This is a genomic window from Arthrobacter sp. Leaf69 (assembly GCF_001422645.1).
In the GTDB taxonomy this organism is placed as follows: domain Bacteria; phylum Actinomycetota; class Actinomycetes; order Actinomycetales; family Micrococcaceae; genus Arthrobacter.
On record NZ_LMLR01000010.1, the window covers coordinates 222,986 to 244,284 of the forward strand.

A 21,299-nucleotide genomic window follows, 5' to 3' on the forward strand; every position below is an offset into this window, starting at 1 on the left:
GACGCGCCAATGTCCCGACCGGCCCCGATCCGCACGGAACGCCTGGTGCTGCGTCCTGTCGCAATCGAAGATGCGACGGCCGTCCTCCGGTTTCGCGGCGATCCAGTGGCCACACAATATCTGTCCCACGATCCCCTGAGTCCCACGGAGAACTTCGCCAGACTGGTTCAGTTGGTCGAGGCCGCTGAATCGTCCGGCGTGGATTGGTTCAACTTCGGCTGGGCCATTGAGCTCCGCGAGACGGGCGAGGTCATTGGTGAGGGACGGACGTGGAACTCGGCAGAGCCGCCGGCGCCGGGCAGGATACCCGCCGACTGCGGGAGCCTCGGCTATGTTCTCCATCCCGACCACCACGGTCGCGGCCTGGGCCGCGAGACGGCAGGTGCCCTGGTCAGCTGGCTTTTCGAACAACGCGGAACACAAACTGTGTTCGCCGGCGTGTATGAGCCCAACCTAACCTCCAGCCGGCTCTTGGCGGGCCTGGGCTTCCGGCAGGACCGCCACTTCACGTCACTACAGGACACAACGGCCAAGAACCTTCCGTCTTGGCGCTACAGACTGGACCGGGCCACATAACCCACCGGAGCCCCAACCGCCGCTAACCGGGTACGCCGCCGTCGCGCCTGGATCCCGTCATGGACATGCCCAGCCTGCACGCCCAGCGGTGGACATACTGCCCTTATATCCATCCTTCGACACCACCGGGGCACATGTCCCCGCCGGGCAGGGGAACATGCCCGCTCCTCGTCCCCGGCGCCGGGCATGTCCGGTGGACCGGCTACGGGACTGTCTGGCATTTGGTCACAATTCAGCAACCGCGTGGTCGCGGCGATAAACTGGGCTAAGAAGTTACGCCGTCGCGCCGTTTGGTTGCTTGGCCCATAACCCCGATGATCCAGTGAGGGTGCGCGCATGAGTTTGCCCACTAGAGAAGTCCACCCCGGACCGCAGCCGCAGGGGCTGCCCGTTTCCTCCGCCCCCACGAAGCACCTTGTGGTGAAGAAGTTCGGCGGCTCCTCGGTGGCGGATGCCGAGGGCATCAAGCGCGTGGCCCGGCGGATCGTGGATGCCCAGAACGCCGGCGACGAAGTGGTTGTGGTGGTGTCCGCCATGGGCGACACCACCGATGAGCTCCTGGACCTTGCCGCGCAGGTCACCGACTCCGCCCCCGCCCGGGAAATGGACATGCTCCTTTCCGCCGGCGAACGCATTTCGATGGCCCTGCTCGCCATGGCCATCAACAAGTTCGGTTCTTCGGCCCAGTCCTTCACCGGATCCCAGGCCGGCATGATCACCGACGGCATCCACGGCAAGGCACGGATCATCGACGTCGACCCGCACCGCATCCGCACTGCCCTGGATAAGGGGCATGTTGCCATCGTCGCGGGCTTCCAGGGCATGAGCCGCACCACCAACGAAGTCACCACGCTGGGCCGCGGCGGCTCGGATACGACGGCGGTGGCCCTCGCCGCCGCCCTCGACGCCGACGTGTGTGAGATCTTCACCGACGTCGACGGAATCTACACCGCCGATCCCCGCGTTGTTCCCTCCGCCCGCAAGATCGACCGGATCTCCAGCGAGGAAATGCTCGAACTGGCCGCATCCGGGGCCAAAATCCTGCACCTGCGCTGCGTGGAGTACGCGCGGCGTTTCGGTGTGCCGCTGCACGTCCGTTCCTCATTCAGCCAGAACGAAGGCACCTGGGTCCTGCCCGGCGCCGACGACAAGATCACAACCCAAGAGGGAGTTGCCTTGGAGCAGCCAATCATCTCCGGCGTCGCACACGACCGCTCCGAGGCCAAGGTCACGGTCGTCGGGGTTCCCGATATCCCCGGCAAGGCTGCTGCGATCTTCCAGGTCATCGCTGATGCGCACTCGAACATCGACATGATCGTCCAGAACGTCTCCACCCACGGCACCGGCCGGACCGATATTTCCTTCACGCTGCCGATCGTCGAGGGCGCCGACGCCCTGGCCGCCCTGCACGCCGCACAGGACCGGATCGGCTTCGAGAGCATCGAGTACAACGAGCAGATCGGCAAGCTGTCACTGATCGGTGCCGGCATGCGCTCCCACCCGGGCGTCTCTGCGCGGTTCTTCGCCGCGCTCTCGGAGGCCGGCATCAACATCAACATGATCTCCACGTCCGAGATCCGGATTTCCGTCGTGACACACGCGGACCTTCTCGACGACGCCGTGCGCGCCATCCACAAGGCCTTCGACCTGGACAGCGAGGACGAGGCCACCGTCTATGGCGGTACCGGCCGCTGAGCCACCCCGTGAACACCGGGAGCCGACTGGAAAAGGGAGCGGCCTCGGCCGCTCCCTTTTCCATGCCCTCGCGGGCCGTTGTTCAGACTTCCTCTTTCGGGAGGTCTTCTTTTCGGACCGCGTAGTGATGTCCCTGCGAGTCGGTCTCCACTTCAAAACCGGCGAGGTCCGTCTCTGACGCGTATTCGAAGTCGTCACGTTTGTGCACAACCGGCGCGGCGTAGTCTCCCCGCGAGGCAGGTCCGAAAAGGAAGCGCGCCCAAGAGGACGGGTGCAGATGCTGCCTTAGTGCAACTTTCTTCAGTGCACGTGCCACAATTCCCACCCCCTCTCCAGCCCCTAGGTCACACGGAACGGCTGCAGCCAAGTGCTGGCACCGGTGCCAGTGCCCTCATTTTACGCCCGGCGCCGGGAAAAGGCATGGGCTCCCTCGGCCGGAATCGCGGCCGGGCGCCGCTCAGCGCAGTGACTTGTCCTCGGGGTTGCGCGGCACAACATAGGTGCTGCCGTCGGGGCGGTGGAGTGTCTCCCACTGCTGGGTTTCGGCTTCGCGCTGGGCCAGCAGCTGCCGGTTCTGCTCGGTCATCTCGTGCCCGAGGGAACTGCGGTTGGCCGGACCGAAAATCATCCGGAGCTTGCCCATTGAACGCATGAACCTCTGCGAGGCGTTTTCGGTGCTTTCCTTGCCCATCACTATCCACTCCTGAGAACGAGACGTTCCTATCAGTGTACGCTAATGATTAGTGCACTAACTATCGACGGAGGACCCCGTGACGGATGTGACCGACGGAACCCAGGACGACCTCCTGCTGGAACACCAACTGTGCTTCGCGCTCACGGTGGCCTCCCGCAGTGTCGTCGGCGCATACAAACCGGTACTGGACAGGCTCGGGCTAACCCACCCCCAGTACCTCGTGATGCTGTCCCTCTGGGAATCCAGCCCCCGGTCCGTCCGCGACATCAGCGACGCCCTCACCCAGGAACCGGCAACAATTTCGCCCCTGCTGCGCCGTCTGGAAGCGGGCGGGTTCATCACGCGCCAGCGGGTGCCCGGCGACGAACGGACCCTCGCCGTTGGACTGACCCCGCAAGGCGCCGCGCTGCGGAAGCAGGCCACCGCCGTTCCCGGCACCATGATGGACCGGCTGGGCCTGACGCGTGAACAAGTCCAGCAACTGCATGCTTCCATGATGGACTTGATTGCGGCCACGAAGACCGGCGCCGACGGGCCGCCCCGGCGGTAGACTGGGCACAACACAGGAGGACTGCTGATGCGCAAGCAACTGAGCCACGCGGCGCTCGTTCTGATCGCGGTAGCCACACTGGCCGCCTGCACACCGGGCGGCGGCGGAGCCCCCTCGTCGTCGGCCCCGACTCCCGGTCAGACCGAAGGGACGGGCACCCCTTCGCCGGACACTGAGACTAAGACTCCGGCGCCCCCGCCTTCTGCTTCGGCCGTGCCCTCGGGCCCCGGGGAGGGCAACGCCGAACTCGCAATCATGGTCAAACCGTCCGAGACCGGCAAACCCACGAACTTCACGCTCGTCTGCCAGGATGGCGTCCCTGCGGCCGAGAGCCAGCACCCCGACGCCGCCGCAGCCTGCCTCGCGCTGAAGCGCAACACGGCGCTGGTCAGTCCCGGCCCGCGCCCAACGGACCAGCCCTGCACCCAGCAGTACGGCGGCCCGCAGCAGGCCACGGTAACCGGCGTCGTGGACGGCATCCCGGTCGAGTCGAACTTCAGCCTGACAAACGGCTGCGAGATCGCTGAGTGGAATGCGGCCAAGGTTGTCCTCGGCTCAAGCGGCGGAGCTGTCTAAGCTGCAACATCTCCTGCAGGAAGACTGGCTGCCGCGCCAGGCCGACCATCAAGCGCGTGTCCGGCGCTACGCGGACCCGTACCTCGCGCGCCGGTCGGCGGGCAAGAAGCACCCCGTCGAGGACTTCCTCTTCACGTACTACACCCAGAAACCGGGCCAGCTGATGCGCTGGCACCCCGGTGCCGGCGTCGTGCTCTCCGGTGCCGCCGCGGCGGAGCGCGCCGGTTGGAAGCATTACCGCATGCCCGACGCCGGCGAACTCGCCGCCGTCGGGCTGCCGGCCGGCACCACGGCCGTCACGGTCGACGTCGAAACGTTCGTGCGCGACCGCCGGGAGGCCCTGCAGTTTGCCGGGATCATCCTCGCCGGAACGGCGGCGCGGCCCGCCCAGTTCGGCTGCTTCGGGCTGCACGAATGGGCCATGGTCTACCGGCAGGACAAGTTCGAGCTCCGGCACGAGTACCTCCAGCTGCGGCTCGGCGCCGAACGGACTGACCGGGTGGTCGAGGAGAACAGGATCCGCTGCTCGCACTTCGATGCCTTCCGGTTCTACACTCCGGACGCCGTGCCGCTGAACAGCCTGGAGCCGAGCCGGGAAACCCAGCCGACCATGGAACAGCCGGGGTGCCTGCACGCCAACATGGACCTGTACAAGTGGGCCTACAAGCTCGCGCCGCTGCTCCCCAGCGAGCTGGTGATGGACTGCTTTGAACTCTCCTGGCGCATCCGGGCCATGGACATGCAGGCTTCCCCCTACGACTTGAACGAGTGGGGCTATCCCGCAATCCTGATCGAGACGCCCGACGGCAAAGCCGAGTACGTCGAACACCAGCGCGCTTTTTCCGCCGAATCGCAGGACCTGCGGCAGCGGCTGCTGCGGGAACTCGCGCCCTGGCTCGAGGCGGCGGCGTCCAGCCCGGTCGCTGCTCCCGACAGCACGGAAGGACCGCAATGACAGACAGTCTCAGCCTCTACGACATCGATCTCACCATCCGCCTGACGGAGGCCCCCGGCGCCCCGGAATACGTGTTCCGGCTGACGGCCAGCGGCGGCGCCCTCGCCGAGGGGTGCACGCTGCCGGATTCGCCCGCCGCCCTGGAGGCGGTCAGCCGGCACGGGGAGGACATCTTCTTCCCCCAGCCCGGCCCGCCCAAGTTGTGCACCCAGCAGTATGGAGGTCCGCAGGTGGCCGTGGTGACCGGCTGGTTTGATGGCCGGGAAGTCAACAGCCAGTTCAGCCGCACCGACGGTTGCGAGATCGCCCGCTGGCGCACCATGGCACCGCTGCTGGGCGGGGTGGCAGGTTCCACCGGCGCGGTCTAGGACGAACATACAGGCGACAGCTGCCAGCCGCAAGAATGCTGAACAGGATTCAGCCCGGACGGCACTGGCCCCAGGCTTAAAAGCAACGGCCGGCGGTGGAAACCGCCGACCGTTGCTTTTGTTGTTGCTTTGAGAGTCGGGTGCTGCGCCTAGATGGCGTTGTTCGGGCCGGCCAGCTCCTCGTTCTGGATCTTGCCCTGCTCCTTCTTCACCTTCTTGCCCTTTTCCTTCTTCTCCTTCTTGTCCTTCTTACCGTCGTCGCCGCTGTTACCGGGACCGTCGTTGCTGTCCTGGTCCTCGGACGTCGGCGGAACCACGACTGTGCCGGACGGGGTTACCAGCACGCTGACGAAGGTCGGCTCACTGGCACCGGCGAAGGTCACCCGGCCGATGTACGAGCCAACCGCTAGGCTCTTCCAGTTCATCGTGACGACGCCGGACTTGCCGTTGGCGAGCCGCAGCGGGTTGGGCGTCAGCGTCGCGTTGCCGACGTTGGCGCCGAGGATTGCTGCATCCACGCTTGCCTTGGTGGCCTGGCCGTTCGGGCTGTCGTAGAGGTGCACGAAGATCCGGTAGGTTCCCGGGGCCGGGTTCGGAATTGAAAGTGATTCACTCGCGGACGACGTCGCAACCTGGATCAGCTGGTTGGCCGGGTTCACCACGTACATGTCGAAGTCGGCATTCGGGTCCGCAGAGTAGACCGAGAGCTTGGCCAGCGGGCTGCCGGCCGGAACCTGGACGGTCTTGGCGTAGTTCGAGGCATTGGTGGCCCCAAGAACGCCCGGACCAGGAACCAGTTCAATGGCCGAGGAATCCGCCTTGGACAGGCCGTCCAGGGTCATGTTGATCGGGTTGTTGGTGCCCGAGACAACCTTGAGCTCACCGGAGCCGGTGCCGCCCTCGGAAGTGAAGGCAACGTCCTTGGCCGTAACCACCGACTGCGGGCGGACCGCGATCGGAGAGGTGACGTTCTTATTCGCACCCTGCCAGGTCAGCGAACCCATGGCGAACTTGCCCAGGGCTGCGTTTTGGTTTTCGAAGGAGACCTTGAAGGTCTTCTTCTCGCCGGCCGTGCCGAAGGTCAGGATCGACGGGGTCACGGTGACCTTGACACCGGGGACGTCCGTCTTGGCCCGGTAGGTGCCCGGGGTCAGCGCCGTCAGCGTGCGGGTGACCTCGATCCTGCCGGTCAGGTTGCCCAGCGAGAAGGAGGGAACGTTCATGTCGCGTGCCTTGGTGGTGCCCAGGCCGGGTATGCCGAGATCGACCCCGGTACCTTGGATGAACTTCAGGTAGTCATCGCCATTGGCGTCGTAGACCAGGCCCGGATCCAGCACGCGGGCCGGGTCGACCTGCCCTGCGCCGGTGGCGAGGACATCGGTGTTCTTGCTGCCGTCGGCGTTCTTGACGTCACCAGCGGTGGTCATCATCGCGGACTTGACCGTCGCCGGGGACCAGTTCGCGTTCTTGCCGAGAATCAGCGCACCGAAGCCGGCTACGTGCGGGGCGGCCATGGAGGTACCCGACATAAAGCCAAAGTTGTCCCCGCCGGTCCCGATCGGCGATACGCCGGCCAAGACCGCCACGCCGGGCGCGGCAACGTCGGGCTTCAGCAGGTCGGATCCGGTTGCCAGCAGCGGGCCGCGGGAAGAGAATCCTGCGATCTGCGGCTGGGCCTCAAGCGGAAGCCCGGTGGTGTCCTTGTTGACCAAGGAAACGGTGATTGCCGCGTTGGCCGTGACCTTGGCCTTGATGGTCTCCGTGGCCGGAGGGTTCACGTGGACGGTGGGAATGGAGTGCTTGTCCGTGTCCAGCGAGGAGTTGCTGAGATTCACCAGGATCATGCCGACGCCGCCGCCGCGCTTGACTTCGGCGCTCTTGGCGACGCGGTCAAAGACGCCGCGGTCACACACGACCACCTTGCCGGCGACCTTGGCGGGGTCCAGTGTGTCCGGACCACACAGGGCAGCATTCGCATCGCCTGCAGTCGCCGCCGCGTTGGCAGCCAGCACGACGCCGGCACCCTTGACCTCGCGGTTCATGATGCTTGCTCCGCGGAACTTGCTGCCGTCGGAGAATTCGACGGTGCCCTGGAGCTCTTGGGAGAAGCTGCTGGCAGCGACCGTGGTGACCCACGGCGCGCCGTGGTTGACGGTGCTGGCCGTCGGACCGGAGTTGCCAGCCGAGGCTGCCACGAAGATTCCGGCCGAGGCCGCTGACAGGAACGCCATGGAGACCGGGTCCGTGGTGGTGGACGTGGACCCGGAGATCGAGTAGTTCAAGACATCGACGCCGTCGACGATGGCCTGGTCGATTGCGGCAACCGACGAGGAGCTGTAGCAACCGCCGGTGTTGGGGTCGGTATCTTCCCAGCAGACCTTGTAGACGGAGAGCTTGGCCGCCGGGGCGATCCCGCTCGTGAGGCCGAAGCTGCGGCCGTCAACGAACGTCTCGACGTTGGCGTTGCCCACTGCGGTGCTGCCCGTGTGCGTTCCGTGGCTGGCGACGTCGACCGGGGAGATCTTCTCGATCGGGGAACGCTTGTCCGCCGGAACGTACTTGAGGAAGTCCTCGGCGAAGTAGTGCGCCGAGAGGACCTTGGAGTTGCAGGCAGAGCCGTCGAAGTCCGCGCCCGTGCCTTCGCCTTTCTGGCATTCCCCGATGAACGTGTCGCCGTCAGACTTGAGCATCGCAATCTTGCCGTCGTCGGTGCGGTAGGGAACACCGACAACGGGATCACCGACCAGGGGCTTAACTTCTTCGCCGGCGAAGAAGGCGCTGGACGGGGTGTAGCCGGTGTCGATAACACCGACGACGACGCCCTTGCCCGCGTTCTTCTGGCCGCCGAACTTCGTGTTCCAGGTGCCGTTGGGGCCGCTGAGCTTCAGGAAGTCGGTGCTGGAGTAGTCGGGCGCGTTTTCCGTGTCCGGGGCAACGATGAGCACGCCGGGGTCCTTGGCGAGCTTGATGGCCTGATCCGCCGTCAGGCTGGCGCTGAAGCCGTTGACGGCTGCCGTGAACTGCCGCTTGATCTGGACGTTCTGCTGGCCTGCGACGTCGGCCTGCTTCTTTTCGAGGTACGCCTCGTACCGCTTTACCTCGGTCTTGTTGGTGTCGAGCTTCTTGCCCGATTTCGGCTTGGTGGCCGCGAATCCGGGCTTCCCGCCGTCATACGTGGCCGCCGGCTTGTCAGCCAGGACAACGATGTAGCGGCCGTCCTTGTAGCTGTTTGGATCCAGATTCTTCTGGGCAATCCCCGCCACGGTGGATCCCTGCGACGGTGCCGCGGTGGCGGGTACGATCGCGGCTGTTGACAAGAGAACCGGCAAGCCCAGGGTCAGTGCCACGGCCCTCCGGAGTCCCCCGCTTCGAAGGAAGCTCTTTCCTGGTGATTTCACGTGTGGTTGAACCTTTCATAAGGAACGGTCCCGACGTTGCTGCCGGGTCAAAGGACTGGCAGGACAGAAAGGAGCTGAGACTCTCACGGCCCCGACGGATACCAGCCGATTCATACAGTACAGACTGAGAGCCAGATATGACATAGGCCACAATGGAGAAATCAAAATTTGTCACACACTTCGACAGGAACCGGGGAACCGGGAGCGTCGGATGGGCGCAGGCGGCCCGGCGGCGCGCCGCCGCACGCGGGAGAAAGGCCGCCCGGCCGCACGCGGGAGAAAAAGCCGCGCCCGGTCGATTGCCCGCGAGTCGACTACCGGCGGGGCGTTACCGGCGGGGCGTCCTGACAACTTCGCTGATCCAGGCACGGGTCTTCTCATCGAGCGGACCGGCCACGTTGCTTTCCCGGGCCTTACGGTCCGCTTTGATCTTCTGCAGGACCATCCGCCCGAGGCCCGCGAAAACGGCAGCGGCAACAACGGGCAAAAGCACGGATTTCGATTTCTCAGCCATAAGCACATGCTACTGACGGGGCTCCGGGGTGACCATAGCGTCGTCGCAGGCCACCCCGTGTGTGGGGGCTGTTCGGCGGGGCGCGCTGCCGGCCCGACGGCCCCGGAGGCGGGCGGGCAGCGTTCATACTCCCGGCCGGATGCGGCCGGACGCGCCGCGGCCGGTAGAATGGGCATGCAAGCTCGCGGAGCGCCCTTTCACGCTGTAGCCCTCACCACACAGCGGACCGGCGTGAGACGGCACCACTCCGCTGCGCCCTTACCCAATGCTCACGCACAGGAGTTGCCGGATGCCCCGGATCGTTGTCGACGTCATGCCCAAGCCCGAGATTCTCGACCCGCAGGGGAAGGCCATCGTGGGTGCGCTCCCCCGGTTGGGCTTCACCGCGTTTAGCGCCGTCCGCCAGGGCAAGCGCTTTGAACTCACCGTCGATGGCGAGGTGACCGAGGAGATCCTGGCCCAGGCCCGGAACGCCGCGGAGACCCTCCTGTCCAATCCGGTCATCGAGGACGTCGTCAACGTCGAGGTCGTCGAGGCCTGACATGACTGAACTCCCCCTGATCGGCGAGGCCGTCGCCGTTGCCGCGCACCCGCAACTCGCTGGTGCGAAGATCGGCGTCGTCACTTTCCCCGGCACCCTGGACGACCGCGACGCCGTCCGCGCCGTGCGCCTCGCCGGCGCCACGCCCGTGGCCCTCTGGCACGCGGACACCACGCTCGGTGACGTCGACGCCGTCGTCATTCCCGGCGGTTTCTCCTATGGCGACTACCTCCGTGCCGGCGCCATCTCCCGGTTCGCACCGCTGATGTCCAAGATCATCGACGCCGCCAACTCGGACGCCAGGCTGCCCGTGCTGGGCATCTGCAACGGCTTCCAGATCCTCACCGAGTCGCACCTGCTGCCGGGCTCCATGATCAAGAATGACCACTTGAAGTTCATGTGCCGCGACCAGGTCCTGCGGGTGGAGAACAACACCACCGCTTGGACCGGGGACTACGGCGTCGGCCAGGAAATCACGGTGCCGTTGAAGAACCAGGACGGCCAGTACATCGCGGACGAGAAGACCCTGGACGCCTTGGAGGCGGAGGGCCGCGTGGTGTTCCGCTACGTCGGGTGGAACCCGAACGGCTCCCGCCGCGACATCGCCGGCATCGCCAACGCCGCCGGCAACGTGGTGGGCCTTATGCCGCACCCGGAGCACGCCGTCGAGGCAGGTTTCGGCCCCGAAGACGGCTCCGGCACCGAGGGCCTCGGCTTCTTCACCTCTGTCCTGAACAAGATCGTGGGAGACAACAAATGACGGAGACGTCAGCGGGCCGGACGGCCGGCACCGCCACCGAGACCAAGAAGTTCAACATCGACACCGTCGAGAACGCGGCGAGGACCCCGGACGTCGAACTCCCCTGGGCCGAACTGGGCCTCAAGCAGAACGAGTTCGACGAGGTGGTCAAGGTCCTGGGCCGGCGCCCCACCGGCGCCGAGCTCGCCATGTACTCCGTGATGTGGAGCGAGCACTGCTCCTACAAATCCTCGAAGAACCACCTGCGCCAGTTCGGCGACAAGGTCACCGACGAGATGAAGAAGGACATGCTGGTGGGCATCGGCGAAAACGCCGGCGTCACCAACCTGGGCGACGGCTGGGCCGTGACGTTCAAGATCGAGTCCCACAACTCGCCGTCGTTCGTGGAGCCCTACCAGGGTGCGGCGACCGGCATCGGCGGCATTGTCCGCGACATCATCTCCATGGGCGCCCGCCCGGTGGCCGTGATGGATCCTCTGCGTTTCGGCGCCATCGACCACCCGGACACTGCCCGCGTTATGCACGGCGCCGTGGCCGGCATCGGCGGCTACGGCAACTCCCTGGGCCTGCCGAACATCGGCGGCGAAATGGTCTTCGACTCGGTGTACCAGGGCAACCCGCTGGTCAACGCCCTGGCCGTCGGTGTCATGCGGCACGAGGACATCCGGCTGGCCAACGCCTCCGGCAAGGGCAACAAGGTGGTGCTGTTCGGCGCCCGCACCGGCGGCGACGGCATCGGCGGCGCCTCCGTCCTGGCCTCCGAGTCCTTCGACGACACCAAGCCGTCCAAGCGCCCGGCCGTCCAGGTGGGTGACCCCTTCGCCGAGAAGGTCCTGATCGAATGCTGCCTTGAGCTGTTCAAGGGTTCCCTGGTTGAGGGCATCCAGGACCTCGGCGCCGCAGGCATCTCCTGCGCCACGTCGGAGCTTGCCTCCAACGGCGACGGCGGCATGGAAGTCGAGCTGACCTCCGTCCTGCTCCGCGACCCCACCCTGACCCCGGGCGAAATCCTGATGTCCGAGTCGCAGGAACGCATGATGGCCGTCGTCACCCCGGAGAACATTGCCGCGTTCGAAGCTGTGATGGACAAGTGGGCCGTGGAGTACTCCTGGCTGGGCGAGGTGACCGATACCGGCCGCCTCATCATCACGTGGGAAGGCGAAGTCATCGTCGACGTCGACCCGCGCACCGTGGCCCACGACGGTCCGGTCTACGACCGCCCGTACGCGCGCCCCGAGTGGCAGGACGCCGTGCAGGCCGATGTCTTCACCGGGTCCGTGCAGGACGCCGGCCGCCCCTCTGCCCCCGCCGAGCTGGCCGCCGCCATCACCGAACTCGTCGCCTCACCGAACATGTGCAGCAAGTCCTGGATCACCAACCAGTACGACCGCTACGTCGGCGGCAACACCGCCATGGCGTTCCCGGACGACGCCGGCGTGGTCCGGGTGGACGAGGAAACCGGCCTGGGCGTGGCCCTGGCCACCGACGCCAACGGCCGCTACACCTACCTCGATCCGTACCACGGCGCGCAGCTGGCCCTGGCCGAGGCGTACCGCAACGTCGCCACCTCCGGCGCCGTGCCGATGGCCGTCAGCGACTGCCTGAACTTCGGCTCCCCCGAGGACCCCGACGTGATGTGGCAGCTGGCCGAAGCCATCCGCGGACTGTCCGACGCCTGCATGGTGCTGGGCATCCCGGTCACCGGCGGCAACGTCTCGCTGTACAACCAGACCGGCACCACCCCCATCCACCCCTCCCCCGTGGTGGCCGTGCTCGGCAAGTTCGACGACGTCGCGCGCCGCACGCCGTCGGGCTGGAAGGAAGACGGCCAGGCCATCTACCTGCTCGGCACCACCGCGGCGGAACTGGACGGCTCGGAATGGTCCAACATGCGCGGACATCTTGGCGGCCTGCCGCCCAAGGTTGACCTCGCCGCCGAACGCGAGCTGGGCGAGATCCTGATCAACGCCTCACGCGACGGCATGGTGGACTCCGCGCACGACCTCTCCGAAGGCGGCCTCGCGGCAGCCCTCGTGGAGTCCTCGCTGCGTTACGGAGTGGGTGCCCGGATCGCGCTCCAGGACGTCCTGGACCGCGACGGCGTGGACCTGTTCACGGCACTGTTCTCCGAGACGCAGGGCCGGGCCATCGTGGCCGTGCCCCGTTCCGAGGAGATCCGTTTCAAGGACATGTGCACCGCCCGCGGCTTCGCACACCTCCGGATTGGCGTTGTGGACGCCGAGGGCGGAACGCTGGAGATCAACGGCGTCGAGACCATGAACCTGGACGCGCTCCGCGAAGCCCACGAGGCCACCCTGCCGAAGTACTTCGGCTAGTCCCACACCCCAAACCACGCGGGGTCACTTGCCGCCCATAAATCCCCTCGGGATGGGCGGTAAGTGGCTCCGCGTTGCTTTTAGTCGTCGCTGCGGAGTTCGCGCTGACGGGCGCTGAGCAGTTCCAGTTCCGGCCGCGCCGCGACAAAGCGTTCGACGGCGGCAAGCACCTCGATCAGATGCGACCGGTCCGCCGCGACGAGACCGACGCCGATCACAGTGCGCCGGTACTGGTCGTGCAGGCCGGCCTCTGTCACGGAGACGTCGAAGCGGCGCTTGAGCTCGGCCAGCACCGGGCGCACCACAGAGCGTTTCTCCTTCAGGCTGTGAACATCGCCGAGGAGGACATCAAATTCGATCCAGCCAATCCACATGCCCTCAGCGTACGCAGCCGACGCCGGTCAGATGGTGAGTTCGCCCATCCGGTCCCAGCCTTCGCCGTCGAACTGGCGGCTGATGATCCGGGGCGTCTCCTCCAGGGCCTGCGGCATGTCCGCCATGGCCTGTTTGAAGTGTGCGCTGTTGACGTGGTCCCCGGCGGCGTCGTCCTGGAAGGCCTCGACCAGGACGAACTCGTTGGGGTCCTCCACGCTCCGCGACCAGTCGAACCAGAGATTGCCGGGTTCCTGGCGCGTGGCCCGGGTGAAGTCCTCCACGAGGCCCAGCCACCTATCGGACCAGTCCGGCTTTACTTTGAACTTGACGACAATGAAAATCACGGGGCTACGCCTTTCGTTGTGTGCGGTCGGTCAGTCCATTGTTTCACTTGGCGCAGCGACCGCCGGCGAAACGGCCGGCGCGGCAGGCTTCCCGGACACGGCGGCGAGGGAGTGCTCACACTCTGCGATCGCCTCCTGGGCCCGCACCAGCTGCTGTGGCGTGCCGACGCGTTCAGCCCATTGCTCCGCCAGTTGGAATTCCACCAATGCCTCGGTGAAACGCCCGGCCTCGTGCAACGTCCAGCCGAGGTTGTTGTGCAGCGAGACCATCCAGCGTTTGGTCCGCGGATCGTGCACCGTGGAGGCATACTCCAGGGCGCTGCGGGTCCAGGTTTCGGCGTGGGCAGCGTCCGCGATGGCGAGCATATGCAGCGCATCAACGGCAAGGAATTCCTCGCTGAGATGGTCCGCGAGTTCGGCGGCCTGTTCGAAGAGCGGCACGGCCATTTCGGCGTGGCCGCTGGTGTTTAGCAGGCGTCCACGTTCCAGGAGCACCCGGACTGCCACGGTGGGCTCGTCGGCATCGATCGAATCCAGCAGGGCATCGGCTTCGTCGTAGCGGCCCTGCAGCCCGATGGCCCTCCCCAGCTGGGTGGCGAGCTCGGCCTGTTCGTCGGCGTCGTAGCTTTCATCACCAGCTGCCGCCCGGAATCGTGCTTCGGAGCCGGCGGGGTCATCGAAGTTCCACAGTTGGTCAAGGGATTTCTGTTCCAGCATGTACGTTCTCCTGATCAGCTTTCACCTGCGGCGAGTTGACGTGCCCCTTCAATGTATCGGGAAGTGATGTGCCGCTGCGCCGCCCGGGCCACGAAGCCGCCGGCTGTGTAGAACCAGTTGGAGTGCCTGCTGAAGGCGGTGATCGTCAGGAAAACCCGTCCCTCGGCGTCGATCTCCACTTCGAACGCCTCTTCGCCGCGCTCCGGATGACCAGGGAGCGTTCCGTAGCCGAACCCGGCGCTGTCCGGGCCGCCGCCGGGCGCGGGCCGGCGCACCCACACCACCTCGCAGGGCGCATTGATCCGGAAGGGCCCGACGCCGAATCCGCTCACCACCCGCGCTCCGGGAACCACGACGTCGGAGTCGGTGCGGACACGCAGCCCGGACCGCTTCTGTAGCTCCCAGGCAAGGATTCCCTCCGCCACCCGCCGATAAGCCTCCGGCCCGGCGCCGAGGTGCGTCCGGGACACGAGGCAGGGAAATCCCGCCGGAGCCTGGCCGTGCTCGGTGAAGCCAATCCCCGGATAGTTCAGCGCGCCCCGGGCGACGCGGCCGGCGCCAGGGTTACCGCTCATGCGCCTCCACCCCGGGCGAGCCCCGCCCAGCCCAGCTGCTCGCGTTGCTTCCGGCTCAGCGTGGCCACCACCAGATCATAGGAGTCCTCCACCATGTCCCGGATCATGTCATCCGGCAGCGAACCGTCCAGCCGGACCCCGTTCCAGTGTGTCTTATTCATATGCCAGGCTCCGGTGATTTCCGGATGGGCGGCGCGCAGCTGTTCGGCCAGGGCCGGTTCGCACTTCAGGCTGACCGCGAAATCATCCGGATCCATCGCGGACAGCGCAAACATCTTGGCTGCGTGGCCGGCGCCGCCGGCCACCGCGGCCCGCACCTTAAAGACGGACGTCTCCGGTCCGAACGGGAAGTCCTCGAAAGCGCCGGGAAAGCCGAGGCAGATTCCCCGGAGCGCAGTTACATCCATGATCCGAGCCTACTGGCCGGGGCGGACATGGTGCGTGGACCTCCCGGCTCCGCAGACGTGCGGTCAGAGGCCGAAGCGCCGGGCGTCCTGCGCCGGGCATGCGTTCATGATGACGTCGAGACCAGCGGCTTTCGCCCGGGCCGCCGCCGCTTCATCGATGACGCCCAGTTGCATCCAGACAGCCTTCGCGCCGACGGCGATCGCCTGGTCCACCACGGCCCCCACCTTGTGCGAATTCACAAAGCAGTCGACGACGTCGATCGGCTGCTTCTCCGCGGGGATGTCGGCCAGGGCTGCGTAGCCGGTTTCCCCGTGCACGGGATCGGCGGGGAGATTGACCGGGATGATCTCCATCCCGAGCCGGTCGCGGATGAACAGGGACGTGTCATAGGCGGCACGCCATTGATTCGTGGACAGGCCGACGATGGCCCACCGCCCCTTGGTGCGCATGAGTTTTTCGAGGACTGCCGGATCGTTGACGTGGGCCATGTGCACAGCCTATCCGCCGCGGCGTCTGGTCCCGGCCAGCGCCGGCGGGACCGCGCGTCACTGCACGCCGAACAATTGACTGACACGTCGCCGCTGAATTACTGACCGCCGAATATTACGCGACAAATCCCCGGAATTTGAGGAAATGCCCGCGATCCGTTTTAGTTGGGAAGGACCATCCCGAGCGGCCAAGAGACCTGGATCGATGAAGCCGCAGCAACCCTGACCGCAGGGTGCTACCGCCAGGACCGATGGAGTATCCCCATGACAACTGTCCTTTCCTCGCCCGCGCCCCAGACGGCCCCCGGCAGTGCTGCTGCCCCTGTCACCGAAGAGGAGCGGCTCACCTTCTGGGAGGCGGCCGCACTCCGGCTCGACTGGGAGGACGCGCCTGGGCAGGACAAACCGTGGCACACCACCCACCGCCGCGTCCCGGCCGACGTCGACGCCGGCATTGGACCGGACATCACCTGGTTCGAAGGCGGCAAGCTCAACGTCGCGTACAACTGCGTCGACCGCCATGTAGCGGCGGGACGCGGGGACCGGGTGGCCCTGTACTTCGAGGGCGAACCCGGCGACCGGCGCACCATCACGTACGCCGGCTTGCAGCGCGAGGTCTCCAAAGCCGCCAACGCCCTGCTGGACCTCGGGATCGGCAAGGGCGACCGGGTAGTCATCTACCTGCCGGTCATCCCGGAAACGGTAATCATCACCCTGGCCGCGGCCCGCATCGGCGCCATCCACTCGCTCGTCTTCGGCGGTTTCTCCGCGGAAGCGCTCAAGTTCCGGGTGGAGGACACCCGCGCCAAGCTGCTGGTCACCACCGACGGGCAGTTCCGCCGCGGCGCCGCCGTGCCCGTCAAGGACAACGCGGATGCGGCCGTCTCCGGGGACAACGCCATCGAGCACGTCCTGGTGGTCAACCGCACCACGGCGCCGGACCTGCTCGACACCGTCCCGATGACCGCGGGCCGCGACGTGTGGTGGCATGACGCCGTCGGGCGGGCCCCGGACGTCCACAAACCTGAGCCGTTTGACGCCGAGACGCCGCTGTTCATCATGTACACCTCGGGGACCACCGGCAAGCCCAAGGGCCTGGTCCACACCTCGGGCGGCTACCTGACGCAGGCGTCCTGGAGCTTCGAGCACCTCTTCAGCAACCCCGACCCGGCGCTCCGGGACCAGGACGTCCACTGGTGCACGGCGGACCTCGCCTGGGTCACGGCCCACACCTACGAGCTGTACGGCCCGCTGTCCAACGGCGCCACCCAGGTGATCTTCGAGGGCACCCCCAACACCCCGCACCCGGGCCGGCACTTCGAAATCATCGAACGCTACGGCGTGACGCAGTACTACACCGCGCCCACCCTGGTGCGGTCGCTGATGGGTTGGTTCCCGGACGGCGTCCCGGCGAGTTACGACCTCTCCTCCATCCGGCTGCTCGGCACGGTCGGCGAGGCCGTCAACCCCGAGGCGTGGCGCTGGCTCCGGGAAAACGTCGGGGCCGGCACCGCCCCTGTGGTGGACACCTGGTGGCAGTCCGAAACCGGCGCCACCGTCCTCTCCCCCGCCCCGACGGACACGGAGTTCAAGCCCGGCTGCGCGGCCCGGCCCCTGCCCGGCGTCGGCACGCGGATCGTGGACGACGCCGGCACCACCGTGCCGCCGGGCGTCCAGGGCTTCATCGTGGTGGACGCCCCCGGCCCCGCAATCGCCCGCACCGTATGGGGCAACCCGCAGCGGTACTTTGACTCGTACTGGCGCAAGTACGCCGCCCAGGGCTGGTTCCTCGCCGGTGACGGCGCCAAGTACGACGACGACGGCGACATCTGGATCCTCGGGCGGGTGGACGACACTCTCAACGTCTCCGGGCACCTGCTCTCCACGATCGAGATCGAATCGGCCCTCGTCGCGCATCCGGACGTGGTGGAGGCCGGCGTGTGCCCGGTCGCTGACCCGAAGACCGGCCACGCCATCGTCGCGTTCGTCGTCCTGAAAGGTTCGGCGGCTACCGAGGACATCGCGTCCGAATTGAAGGCTCACGTGGCGAAGGCGATCGGGCCGATCGCGAAGCCGCGGGCCGTCGTCGTCGTTCCCGATGTGCCGAAAACGCGCAGCGGCAAGATCATGCGCCGGCTGCTGACCCAGCTGTTCGAAGGAACCACCCTCGGGGACACCACCTCGCTCCAGAACGAACCATCCATCGCGGACATCCAGGATGTCCTGCGGTCCCGTTACACCCAGAAGTAAGGAACTCTCATGACTGACATCAGCAACGTCGCCCGTCTTTCCGAACCGCTCAAGTTCGCGTACTGGGTTCCGAATGTCTCCGGCGGCCTGGTGGTTTCCACCATCGAACAGCGCACCGGCTGGGACTTCGAGTACAACAAGAAACTGGCCCGGATCGCGGAGAACTCCGGCTTCGAATACGCCCTCACCCAGACCCGCTACGCCGCTTCCTACGGCGCGGACAAGCAGCACGAGGCCACCTCCTTCAGCCTCGCCCTGCTGGCCGCCACCGAGCGGCTCAAAGTGATTTCCGCCGTCCACCCGGGCATGTGGCACCCCGGCGTGCTGGCGAAGTACATCATCACCGCGGACCACATCTCCAACGGCCGCGCCGCCGTGAACATCGTCTCCGGCTGGCTGAAGGACGAGTTCACCAACTTCGGCCTTGAATGGCTGGAGCATGATGAACGCTACGTCCGCACCGAGGAGTTCATCAAGGTCCTCCGCGGGCTCTGGACCGAGCAGGAGTACAGCCAGTCCGGCAAGTATTACAACATCAACAACTTCACCCTGAACCCGGCTCCGGTGGACGTGCCGGGCCGGGCGCACCCGGAGATCTTCTTCGGCGGGAACTCCACCGCCGCGCAGGCCACGGCCGGGCGCGTGGCGGACTGGTACTTCTCCAACGGCAAGGACCTGGAAGGCTTCAAGGAGAACATCGCCGGCGTCGTCGCCGCTTCTGGTGAGACCGGGCGCGGAACCAGCGGCGCCTTGCCCGCCCTGAATTCCTCCCACCTCCCCAGCCCGCGTTTCGGCCTCAACGGCTTCGTCATTGCCCGCGATACCGAAAAGGAAGCCCGGGACACCCTCCGCGAGATCGTCGCGAAGGCGCACAAGCCCGCCGTCGAGGGTTTCCGCGCGGCCGTCCAGGAAGCCGGCGCGTCCACGAAGGACGGCAAAGGCATGTGGGCCGATTCGAGCTTCGAGGACCTGGTCCAGTACAACGACGGCTTCAAGACCCAGCTGATCGGCACGCCGGAGCAGATCGCCGAGCGGATCGTGGAGTACAAGAAGATCGGCGTGAACCTGTTCCTCACCGGCTACCTGCACTTCCAGGAGGAGGTGGCCGCGTTCGGCCGGGACATCCTGCCGATCGTCCGCGAACTCGAAGCGGACCTCGCCCGCAAGAACGGCACCGAACTCGACCTGTCCGGCACCCCGGCCGGTTCAACCGCCGGGCTGGTGAACGCGTAATGGCGGACCGCACGTTCGGTTTCCGCACCCGCGCCCTGCACGCCGGCGGCACGCCCGACGCCGAGCACGGCGCCCGGGCCGTGCCCATCTACCAGACCACCTCCTTCGTGTTCAAGGACACCCAGGACGCCGCCAACCTCTTCGCGCTGCAGAAGTACGGCAACATCTACTCCCGGATCGGCAACCCCACGGTGGCCGCGTTCGAGGAACGCATCGCCTCCCTGGAGGGTGGCATCGGCGCGGTGGCGACGTCCTCGGGCATGGCCGCGGAATTCATCACATTCGCCGCCCTGACGCAGTCCGGGGATCACATCGTGGCCGCCTCCCAGCTCTACGGCGGCACGGTGACCCAGCTCGACGTCACCCTGCGGCGCTTCGGCGTGGACACCACTTTCGTCCCCGGCACCGACCCGGCGGACTACGCCGCCGCGGTCCGGGAGAACACCAAAGCGATCTTCGTCGAAGTGGTGGCAAACCCGTCGTCGGAAGTCCAGGACCTGGAGGGGCTGGCACAGGTGGCGCGCGACGCCGGCATCCCCCTCGTCGTCGACGCCACGTTGAGCACCCCGTACCTCGTGCGGCCCATTGAGCACGGGGCGGACATTGTGATTCACTCCGCCACCAAGTTCCTCGGCGGGCACGGCACCACGCTGGGCGGGGTGATCGTCGAAAGCGGCCGTTTCAACTGGGGTAACGGCAAGTTCCCCACAATGACCGAACCGGTGGCCTCCTACGGCAACGTCTCCTGGTGGGGGAACTTCGGCGAGTACGGTTTCCTGACCAAGCTCCGCTGCGAGCAGCTGCGCGACATCGGCCCCGCCCTCTCCCCGACCTCCGCGTTCCAGCTCCTGCAGGGCGTGGAAACCCTCCCGCAGCGCCTGGACGAGCACCTCAGGAACGCCCAGGCTGTGGCGGAGTGGCTTGAAGCGGATGAGCGGGTGGCCTACGTGAACTTCTCCGGCCTGCCCTCGCACCCGCACTTCGAGCGGGCCCGGAAGTACCTGCCGTTGGGACCCGGCTCCGTGTTCTCCTTCGGCGTGAAGGGTGGCCGTGCCGCGGGACAAAAGTTCATCGAGTCCCTGCAGCTGGCCTCGCATCTGGCCAACGTTGGCGACTCGCGGACCCTGGTGATCCACCCCGGTTCCACGACCCACCAGCAGCTCACCCCGGAACAGCTCGAATCCGCAGGTGTCCCCGAAGACCTCGTCCGCATTTCGATCGGGCTGGAAGACATCGAGGACATCCTCTGGGACCTCGACCAGGCTTTGGACGCCGCGTCGGAAGCGCCGAATGAGTCTGAAAAATCCGCCCCGGCCGACCTGCCGGCGGACACCTGCACGATCGGAGCAAACGTATGAGCACCGAGGAAACCCGGACCTGGACCGGCCCGTCCGCGCCGGAGCGGCTGGCCCTGTTGCGGCAGGCTAAATCGATCGCGATTGTGGGCGCCTCGGATAAACCCTCCCGGGCGAGCTACTTCGTGGCGACCTACCTGCAGTCCTCCACGCGCTACAAGGTCTATTTTGTGAACCCGGTGGTGAAGGAGATTCTGGGCGAGCCGACGTATGCCTCCCTCGCGGACCTGCCGGAAAGCCCGGACATCGTAGACGTCTTCCGCAAGCACGACGACCTTCCGGGGGTCCTGGACGAAGCCATCGCGGCCGGTGCCGGGACGCTGTGGCTGCAGCTGGGCTCGTGGCACGAGGATGTCGCGAAAGAAGCCGAAGCCGCCGGACTCGACGTCGTGATGGACCGCTGCGTGAAGATTGAGCATGCCCGTTTCCACGGCGGCCTGCACCTGGCAGGGTTCGACACCGGCGTCATTTCCTCCAAGCGGCAGGTGCTGGCCTAGCTCCCCCGGCGACGCTCCCGGACTGCCGCGGGCGTGTCCGGGTTGACCGGCTCCCGAATTCGCGGGTTACGTGCGGGGTCGCCGTAACCCGCGA

At 66.5% G+C, this 21,299-nt stretch carries 23 protein-coding genes; 13 read left to right on the forward strand and 10 right to left on the reverse strand.

Features of this window, described 5'->3' with window-relative positions; translation table 11 throughout:
* Window positions 1–9 precede the first annotated feature (9 nt).
* A complete protein-coding gene (locus tag ASE96_RS06315; RefSeq protein WP_056427623.1) occupies window positions 10–576 on the forward strand; it encodes a GNAT family N-acetyltransferase in 567 nt (188 codons plus the stop codon).
* Window positions 577–912: 336 nt separating this feature from the next.
* On the forward strand, window positions 913–2,271 hold the full coding sequence (locus ASE96_RS06320) for an aspartate kinase (RefSeq protein ID WP_056427624.1): 1,359 nt from the start codon (window positions 913–915) through the stop codon (window positions 2,269–2,271).
* Window positions 2,272–2,353: 82 nt separating this feature from the next.
* Here ASE96_RS06320 and ASE96_RS19515 read toward each other — a convergent pair whose 3' ends face one another.
* Window positions 2,354–2,548: a hypothetical protein gene (locus ASE96_RS19515; RefSeq protein WP_056429214.1), complete on the reverse strand. Its 195-nt coding sequence runs from the start codon at window positions 2,546–2,548 to the stop codon at window positions 2,354–2,356.
* A 180-nt stretch (window positions 2,549–2,728) separates the two neighbouring features.
* A complete protein-coding gene (locus ASE96_RS06330; protein WP_056427627.1) occupies window positions 2,729–2,962 on the reverse strand; it encodes a hypothetical protein in 234 nt (77 codons plus the stop codon).
* Between the two features lie 79 nt (window positions 2,963–3,041).
* Between ASE96_RS06330 and ASE96_RS06335 the strand changes: the two genes are divergently transcribed.
* From ASE96_RS06335 to ASE96_RS06350, 4 genes are read left to right on the forward strand one after another with little or no spacing between them, the layout of a single operon-like run.
* A complete protein-coding gene (locus ASE96_RS06335) occupies window positions 3,042–3,515 on the forward strand; it encodes a MarR family winged helix-turn-helix transcriptional regulator (protein ID WP_056427630.1) in 474 nt (157 codons plus the stop codon).
* Between the two features lie 27 nt (window positions 3,516–3,542).
* Window positions 3,543–4,091 (forward strand): SSI family serine proteinase inhibitor, encoded by a 549-nt coding sequence (locus tag ASE96_RS06340; protein WP_056427632.1) that lies wholly within the window; start codon window positions 3,543–3,545, stop codon window positions 4,089–4,091.
* On the forward strand, window positions 4,048–5,046 hold the full coding sequence (locus ASE96_RS06345; RefSeq protein ID WP_056427634.1) for a hypothetical protein: 999 nt from the start codon (window positions 4,048–4,050) through the stop codon (window positions 5,044–5,046). The genes ASE96_RS06340 and ASE96_RS06345 overlap by 44 nt, the downstream gene beginning before the upstream one ends.
* Window positions 5,043–5,414, forward strand: coding sequence for a hypothetical protein (locus ASE96_RS06350; RefSeq protein ID WP_056427638.1), 372 nt, complete (start codon window positions 5,043–5,045; stop codon window positions 5,412–5,414). The genes ASE96_RS06345 and ASE96_RS06350 overlap by 4 nt, the downstream gene beginning before the upstream one ends.
* A 149-nt stretch (window positions 5,415–5,563) precedes the next feature.
* Here the strand turns inward: ASE96_RS06350 and ASE96_RS06355 are convergent, their stop codons facing one another.
* Window positions 5,564–8,761, reverse strand: a complete 3,198-nt coding sequence (locus ASE96_RS06355) for a S8 family serine peptidase (RefSeq protein WP_235500155.1) — start codon at window positions 8,759–8,761, stop codon at window positions 5,564–5,566.
* Window positions 8,762–9,140: 379 nt separating this feature from the next.
* On the reverse strand, window positions 9,141–9,326 hold the full coding sequence (locus ASE96_RS06360) for a hypothetical protein (protein WP_056427640.1): 186 nt from the start codon (window positions 9,324–9,326) through the stop codon (window positions 9,141–9,143).
* A gap of 289 nt (window positions 9,327–9,615) precedes the next feature.
* Between ASE96_RS06360 and purS the strand changes: the two genes are divergently transcribed.
* From purS to purL, 3 genes are read left to right on the forward strand one after another with little or no spacing between them, the layout of a single operon-like run.
* Window positions 9,616–9,867 carry a phosphoribosylformylglycinamidine synthase subunit PurS gene (gene purS / locus ASE96_RS06365; RefSeq protein WP_056427643.1) on the forward strand — a complete coding sequence of 84 codons (252 nt, stop codon included), beginning with the start codon at window positions 9,616–9,618 and terminating at the stop codon, window positions 9,865–9,867.
* A gap of 1 nt (window position 9,868) precedes the next feature.
* Window positions 9,869–10,627: a phosphoribosylformylglycinamidine synthase subunit PurQ gene (purQ, locus tag ASE96_RS06370; RefSeq protein ID WP_056427645.1), complete on the forward strand. Its 759-nt coding sequence runs from the start codon at window positions 9,869–9,871 to the stop codon at window positions 10,625–10,627.
* Window positions 10,624–12,963 (forward strand): phosphoribosylformylglycinamidine synthase subunit PurL, encoded by a 2,340-nt coding sequence (gene purL, locus ASE96_RS06375; RefSeq protein WP_056427648.1) that lies wholly within the window; start codon window positions 10,624–10,626, stop codon window positions 12,961–12,963. The genes purQ and purL overlap by 4 nt, the downstream gene beginning before the upstream one ends.
* Window positions 12,964–13,043: 80 nt before the next feature.
* Here the strand turns inward: purL and ASE96_RS06380 are convergent, their stop codons facing one another.
* The 6 genes from ASE96_RS06380 to ASE96_RS06405 form a co-directional block, all read right to left on the reverse strand.
* A complete protein-coding gene (locus ASE96_RS06380; protein WP_056427651.1) occupies window positions 13,044–13,337 on the reverse strand; it encodes a DUF503 domain-containing protein in 294 nt (97 codons plus the stop codon).
* A 27-nt stretch (window positions 13,338–13,364) separates the two neighbouring features.
* A complete protein-coding gene (locus ASE96_RS06385; protein ID WP_056427654.1) occupies window positions 13,365–13,682 on the reverse strand; it encodes a putative quinol monooxygenase in 318 nt (105 codons plus the stop codon).
* 30 nt (window positions 13,683–13,712) lie between these two features.
* Complete coding sequence (locus tag ASE96_RS06390; RefSeq protein WP_056427656.1) at window positions 13,713–14,399, reverse strand: hypothetical protein; 687 nt, start codon at window positions 14,397–14,399, stop codon at window positions 13,713–13,715.
* Window positions 14,400–14,413: 14 nt separating this feature from the next.
* The gene (locus tag ASE96_RS06395) at window positions 14,414–14,974 is read right to left on the reverse strand and encodes a DUF1990 family protein (protein ID WP_056427659.1); all 561 of its coding nucleotides are present in this window, start codon (window positions 14,972–14,974) and stop codon (window positions 14,414–14,416) included.
* Window positions 14,971–15,381 carry an MmcQ/YjbR family DNA-binding protein gene (locus ASE96_RS06400; protein WP_056427662.1) on the reverse strand — a complete coding sequence of 137 codons (411 nt, stop codon included), beginning with the start codon at window positions 15,379–15,381 and terminating at the stop codon, window positions 14,971–14,973. Before ASE96_RS06400 ends, ASE96_RS06395 begins: the two co-directional genes overlap by 4 nt.
* A gap of 63 nt (window positions 15,382–15,444) precedes the next feature.
* Complete coding sequence (locus ASE96_RS06405) at window positions 15,445–15,870, reverse strand: CoA-binding protein (RefSeq protein WP_056427665.1); 426 nt, start codon at window positions 15,868–15,870, stop codon at window positions 15,445–15,447.
* 264 nt (window positions 15,871–16,134) lie between these two features.
* On the opposite strand from ASE96_RS06405, the gene acs reads away from it, so the two are divergent.
* From acs to ASE96_RS06425, 4 genes are read left to right on the forward strand one after another with little or no spacing between them, the layout of a single operon-like run.
* Window positions 16,135–18,120 (forward strand): acetate--CoA ligase, encoded by a 1,986-nt coding sequence (acs, locus tag ASE96_RS06410; RefSeq protein WP_056427668.1) that lies wholly within the window; start codon window positions 16,135–16,137, stop codon window positions 18,118–18,120.
* A 9-nt stretch (window positions 18,121–18,129) separates the two neighbouring features.
* Window positions 18,130–19,353, forward strand: coding sequence for a dimethylsulfone monooxygenase SfnG (gene sfnG / locus ASE96_RS06415; protein WP_056427671.1), 1,224 nt, complete (start codon window positions 18,130–18,132; stop codon window positions 19,351–19,353).
* Window positions 19,353–20,711: an O-acetylhomoserine aminocarboxypropyltransferase/cysteine synthase family protein gene (locus tag ASE96_RS06420; protein WP_056427672.1), complete on the forward strand. Its 1,359-nt coding sequence runs from the start codon at window positions 19,353–19,355 to the stop codon at window positions 20,709–20,711. The genes sfnG and ASE96_RS06420 overlap by 1 nt, the downstream gene beginning before the upstream one ends.
* Window positions 20,708–21,205 (forward strand): CoA-binding protein, encoded by a 498-nt coding sequence (locus tag ASE96_RS06425; protein ID WP_056427675.1) that lies wholly within the window; start codon window positions 20,708–20,710, stop codon window positions 21,203–21,205. Before ASE96_RS06420 ends, ASE96_RS06425 begins: the two co-directional genes overlap by 4 nt.
* Window positions 21,206–21,299: the final 94 nt, after the last annotated feature.

Excerpts from the sequence above, each read along its gene's own strand:
- ASE96_RS06340 (WP_056427632.1), top strand. The coding sequence starts at position 3,543 with ATGCGCAAGCAACTGAGCCACGCGGCGCTCGTTCTGATCGCGGTAGCC.
- sfnG (WP_056427671.1), top strand. The coding sequence starts at position 18,130 with ATGACTGACATCAGCAACGTCGCCCGTCTTTCCGAACCGCTCAAGTTC.
- ASE96_RS06405 (WP_056427665.1), bottom strand. The coding sequence starts at position 15,870 with ATGGCCCACGTCAACGATCCGGCAGTCCTCGAAAAACTCATGCGCACC.
- ASE96_RS06320 (WP_056427624.1), top strand. The coding sequence starts at position 913 with ATGAGTTTGCCCACTAGAGAAGTCCACCCCGGACCGCAGCCGCAGGGG.
- acs (WP_056427668.1), top strand. The coding sequence starts at position 16,135 with ATGACAACTGTCCTTTCCTCGCCCGCGCCCCAGACGGCCCCCGGCAGT.
- ASE96_RS06345 (WP_056427634.1), top strand. The coding sequence starts at position 4,048 with ATGCGGCCAAGGTTGTCCTCGGCTCAAGCGGCGGAGCTGTCTAAGCTG.
- purS (WP_056427643.1), top strand. The coding sequence starts at position 9,616 with ATGCCCCGGATCGTTGTCGACGTCATGCCCAAGCCCGAGATTCTCGAC.
- ASE96_RS06315 (WP_056427623.1), top strand. The coding sequence starts at position 10 with ATGTCCCGACCGGCCCCGATCCGCACGGAACGCCTGGTGCTGCGTCCT.
- purQ (WP_056427645.1), top strand. The coding sequence starts at position 9,869 with ATGACTGAACTCCCCCTGATCGGCGAGGCCGTCGCCGTTGCCGCGCAC.
- ASE96_RS06390 (WP_056427656.1), bottom strand. The coding sequence starts at position 14,399 with ATGCTGGAACAGAAATCCCTTGACCAACTGTGGAACTTCGATGACCCC.
- ASE96_RS06400 (WP_056427662.1), bottom strand. The coding sequence starts at position 15,381 with ATGGATGTAACTGCGCTCCGGGGAATCTGCCTCGGCTTTCCCGGCGCT.
- ASE96_RS06330 (WP_056427627.1), bottom strand. The coding sequence starts at position 2,962 with ATGGGCAAGGAAAGCACCGAAAACGCCTCGCAGAGGTTCATGCGTTCA.
- ASE96_RS06420 (WP_056427672.1), top strand. The coding sequence starts at position 19,353 with ATGGCGGACCGCACGTTCGGTTTCCGCACCCGCGCCCTGCACGCCGGC.
- ASE96_RS06425 (WP_056427675.1), top strand. The coding sequence starts at position 20,708 with ATGAGCACCGAGGAAACCCGGACCTGGACCGGCCCGTCCGCGCCGGAG.
- ASE96_RS06350 (WP_056427638.1), top strand. The coding sequence starts at position 5,043 with ATGACAGACAGTCTCAGCCTCTACGACATCGATCTCACCATCCGCCTG.
- purL (WP_056427648.1), top strand. The coding sequence starts at position 10,624 with ATGACGGAGACGTCAGCGGGCCGGACGGCCGGCACCGCCACCGAGACC.
- ASE96_RS06380 (WP_056427651.1), bottom strand. The coding sequence starts at position 13,337 with ATGTGGATTGGCTGGATCGAATTTGATGTCCTCCTCGGCGATGTTCAC.
- ASE96_RS06360 (WP_056427640.1), bottom strand. The coding sequence starts at position 9,326 with ATGGCTGAGAAATCGAAATCCGTGCTTTTGCCCGTTGTTGCCGCTGCC.
- ASE96_RS06395 (WP_056427659.1), bottom strand. The coding sequence starts at position 14,974 with ATGAGCGGTAACCCTGGCGCCGGCCGCGTCGCCCGGGGCGCGCTGAAC.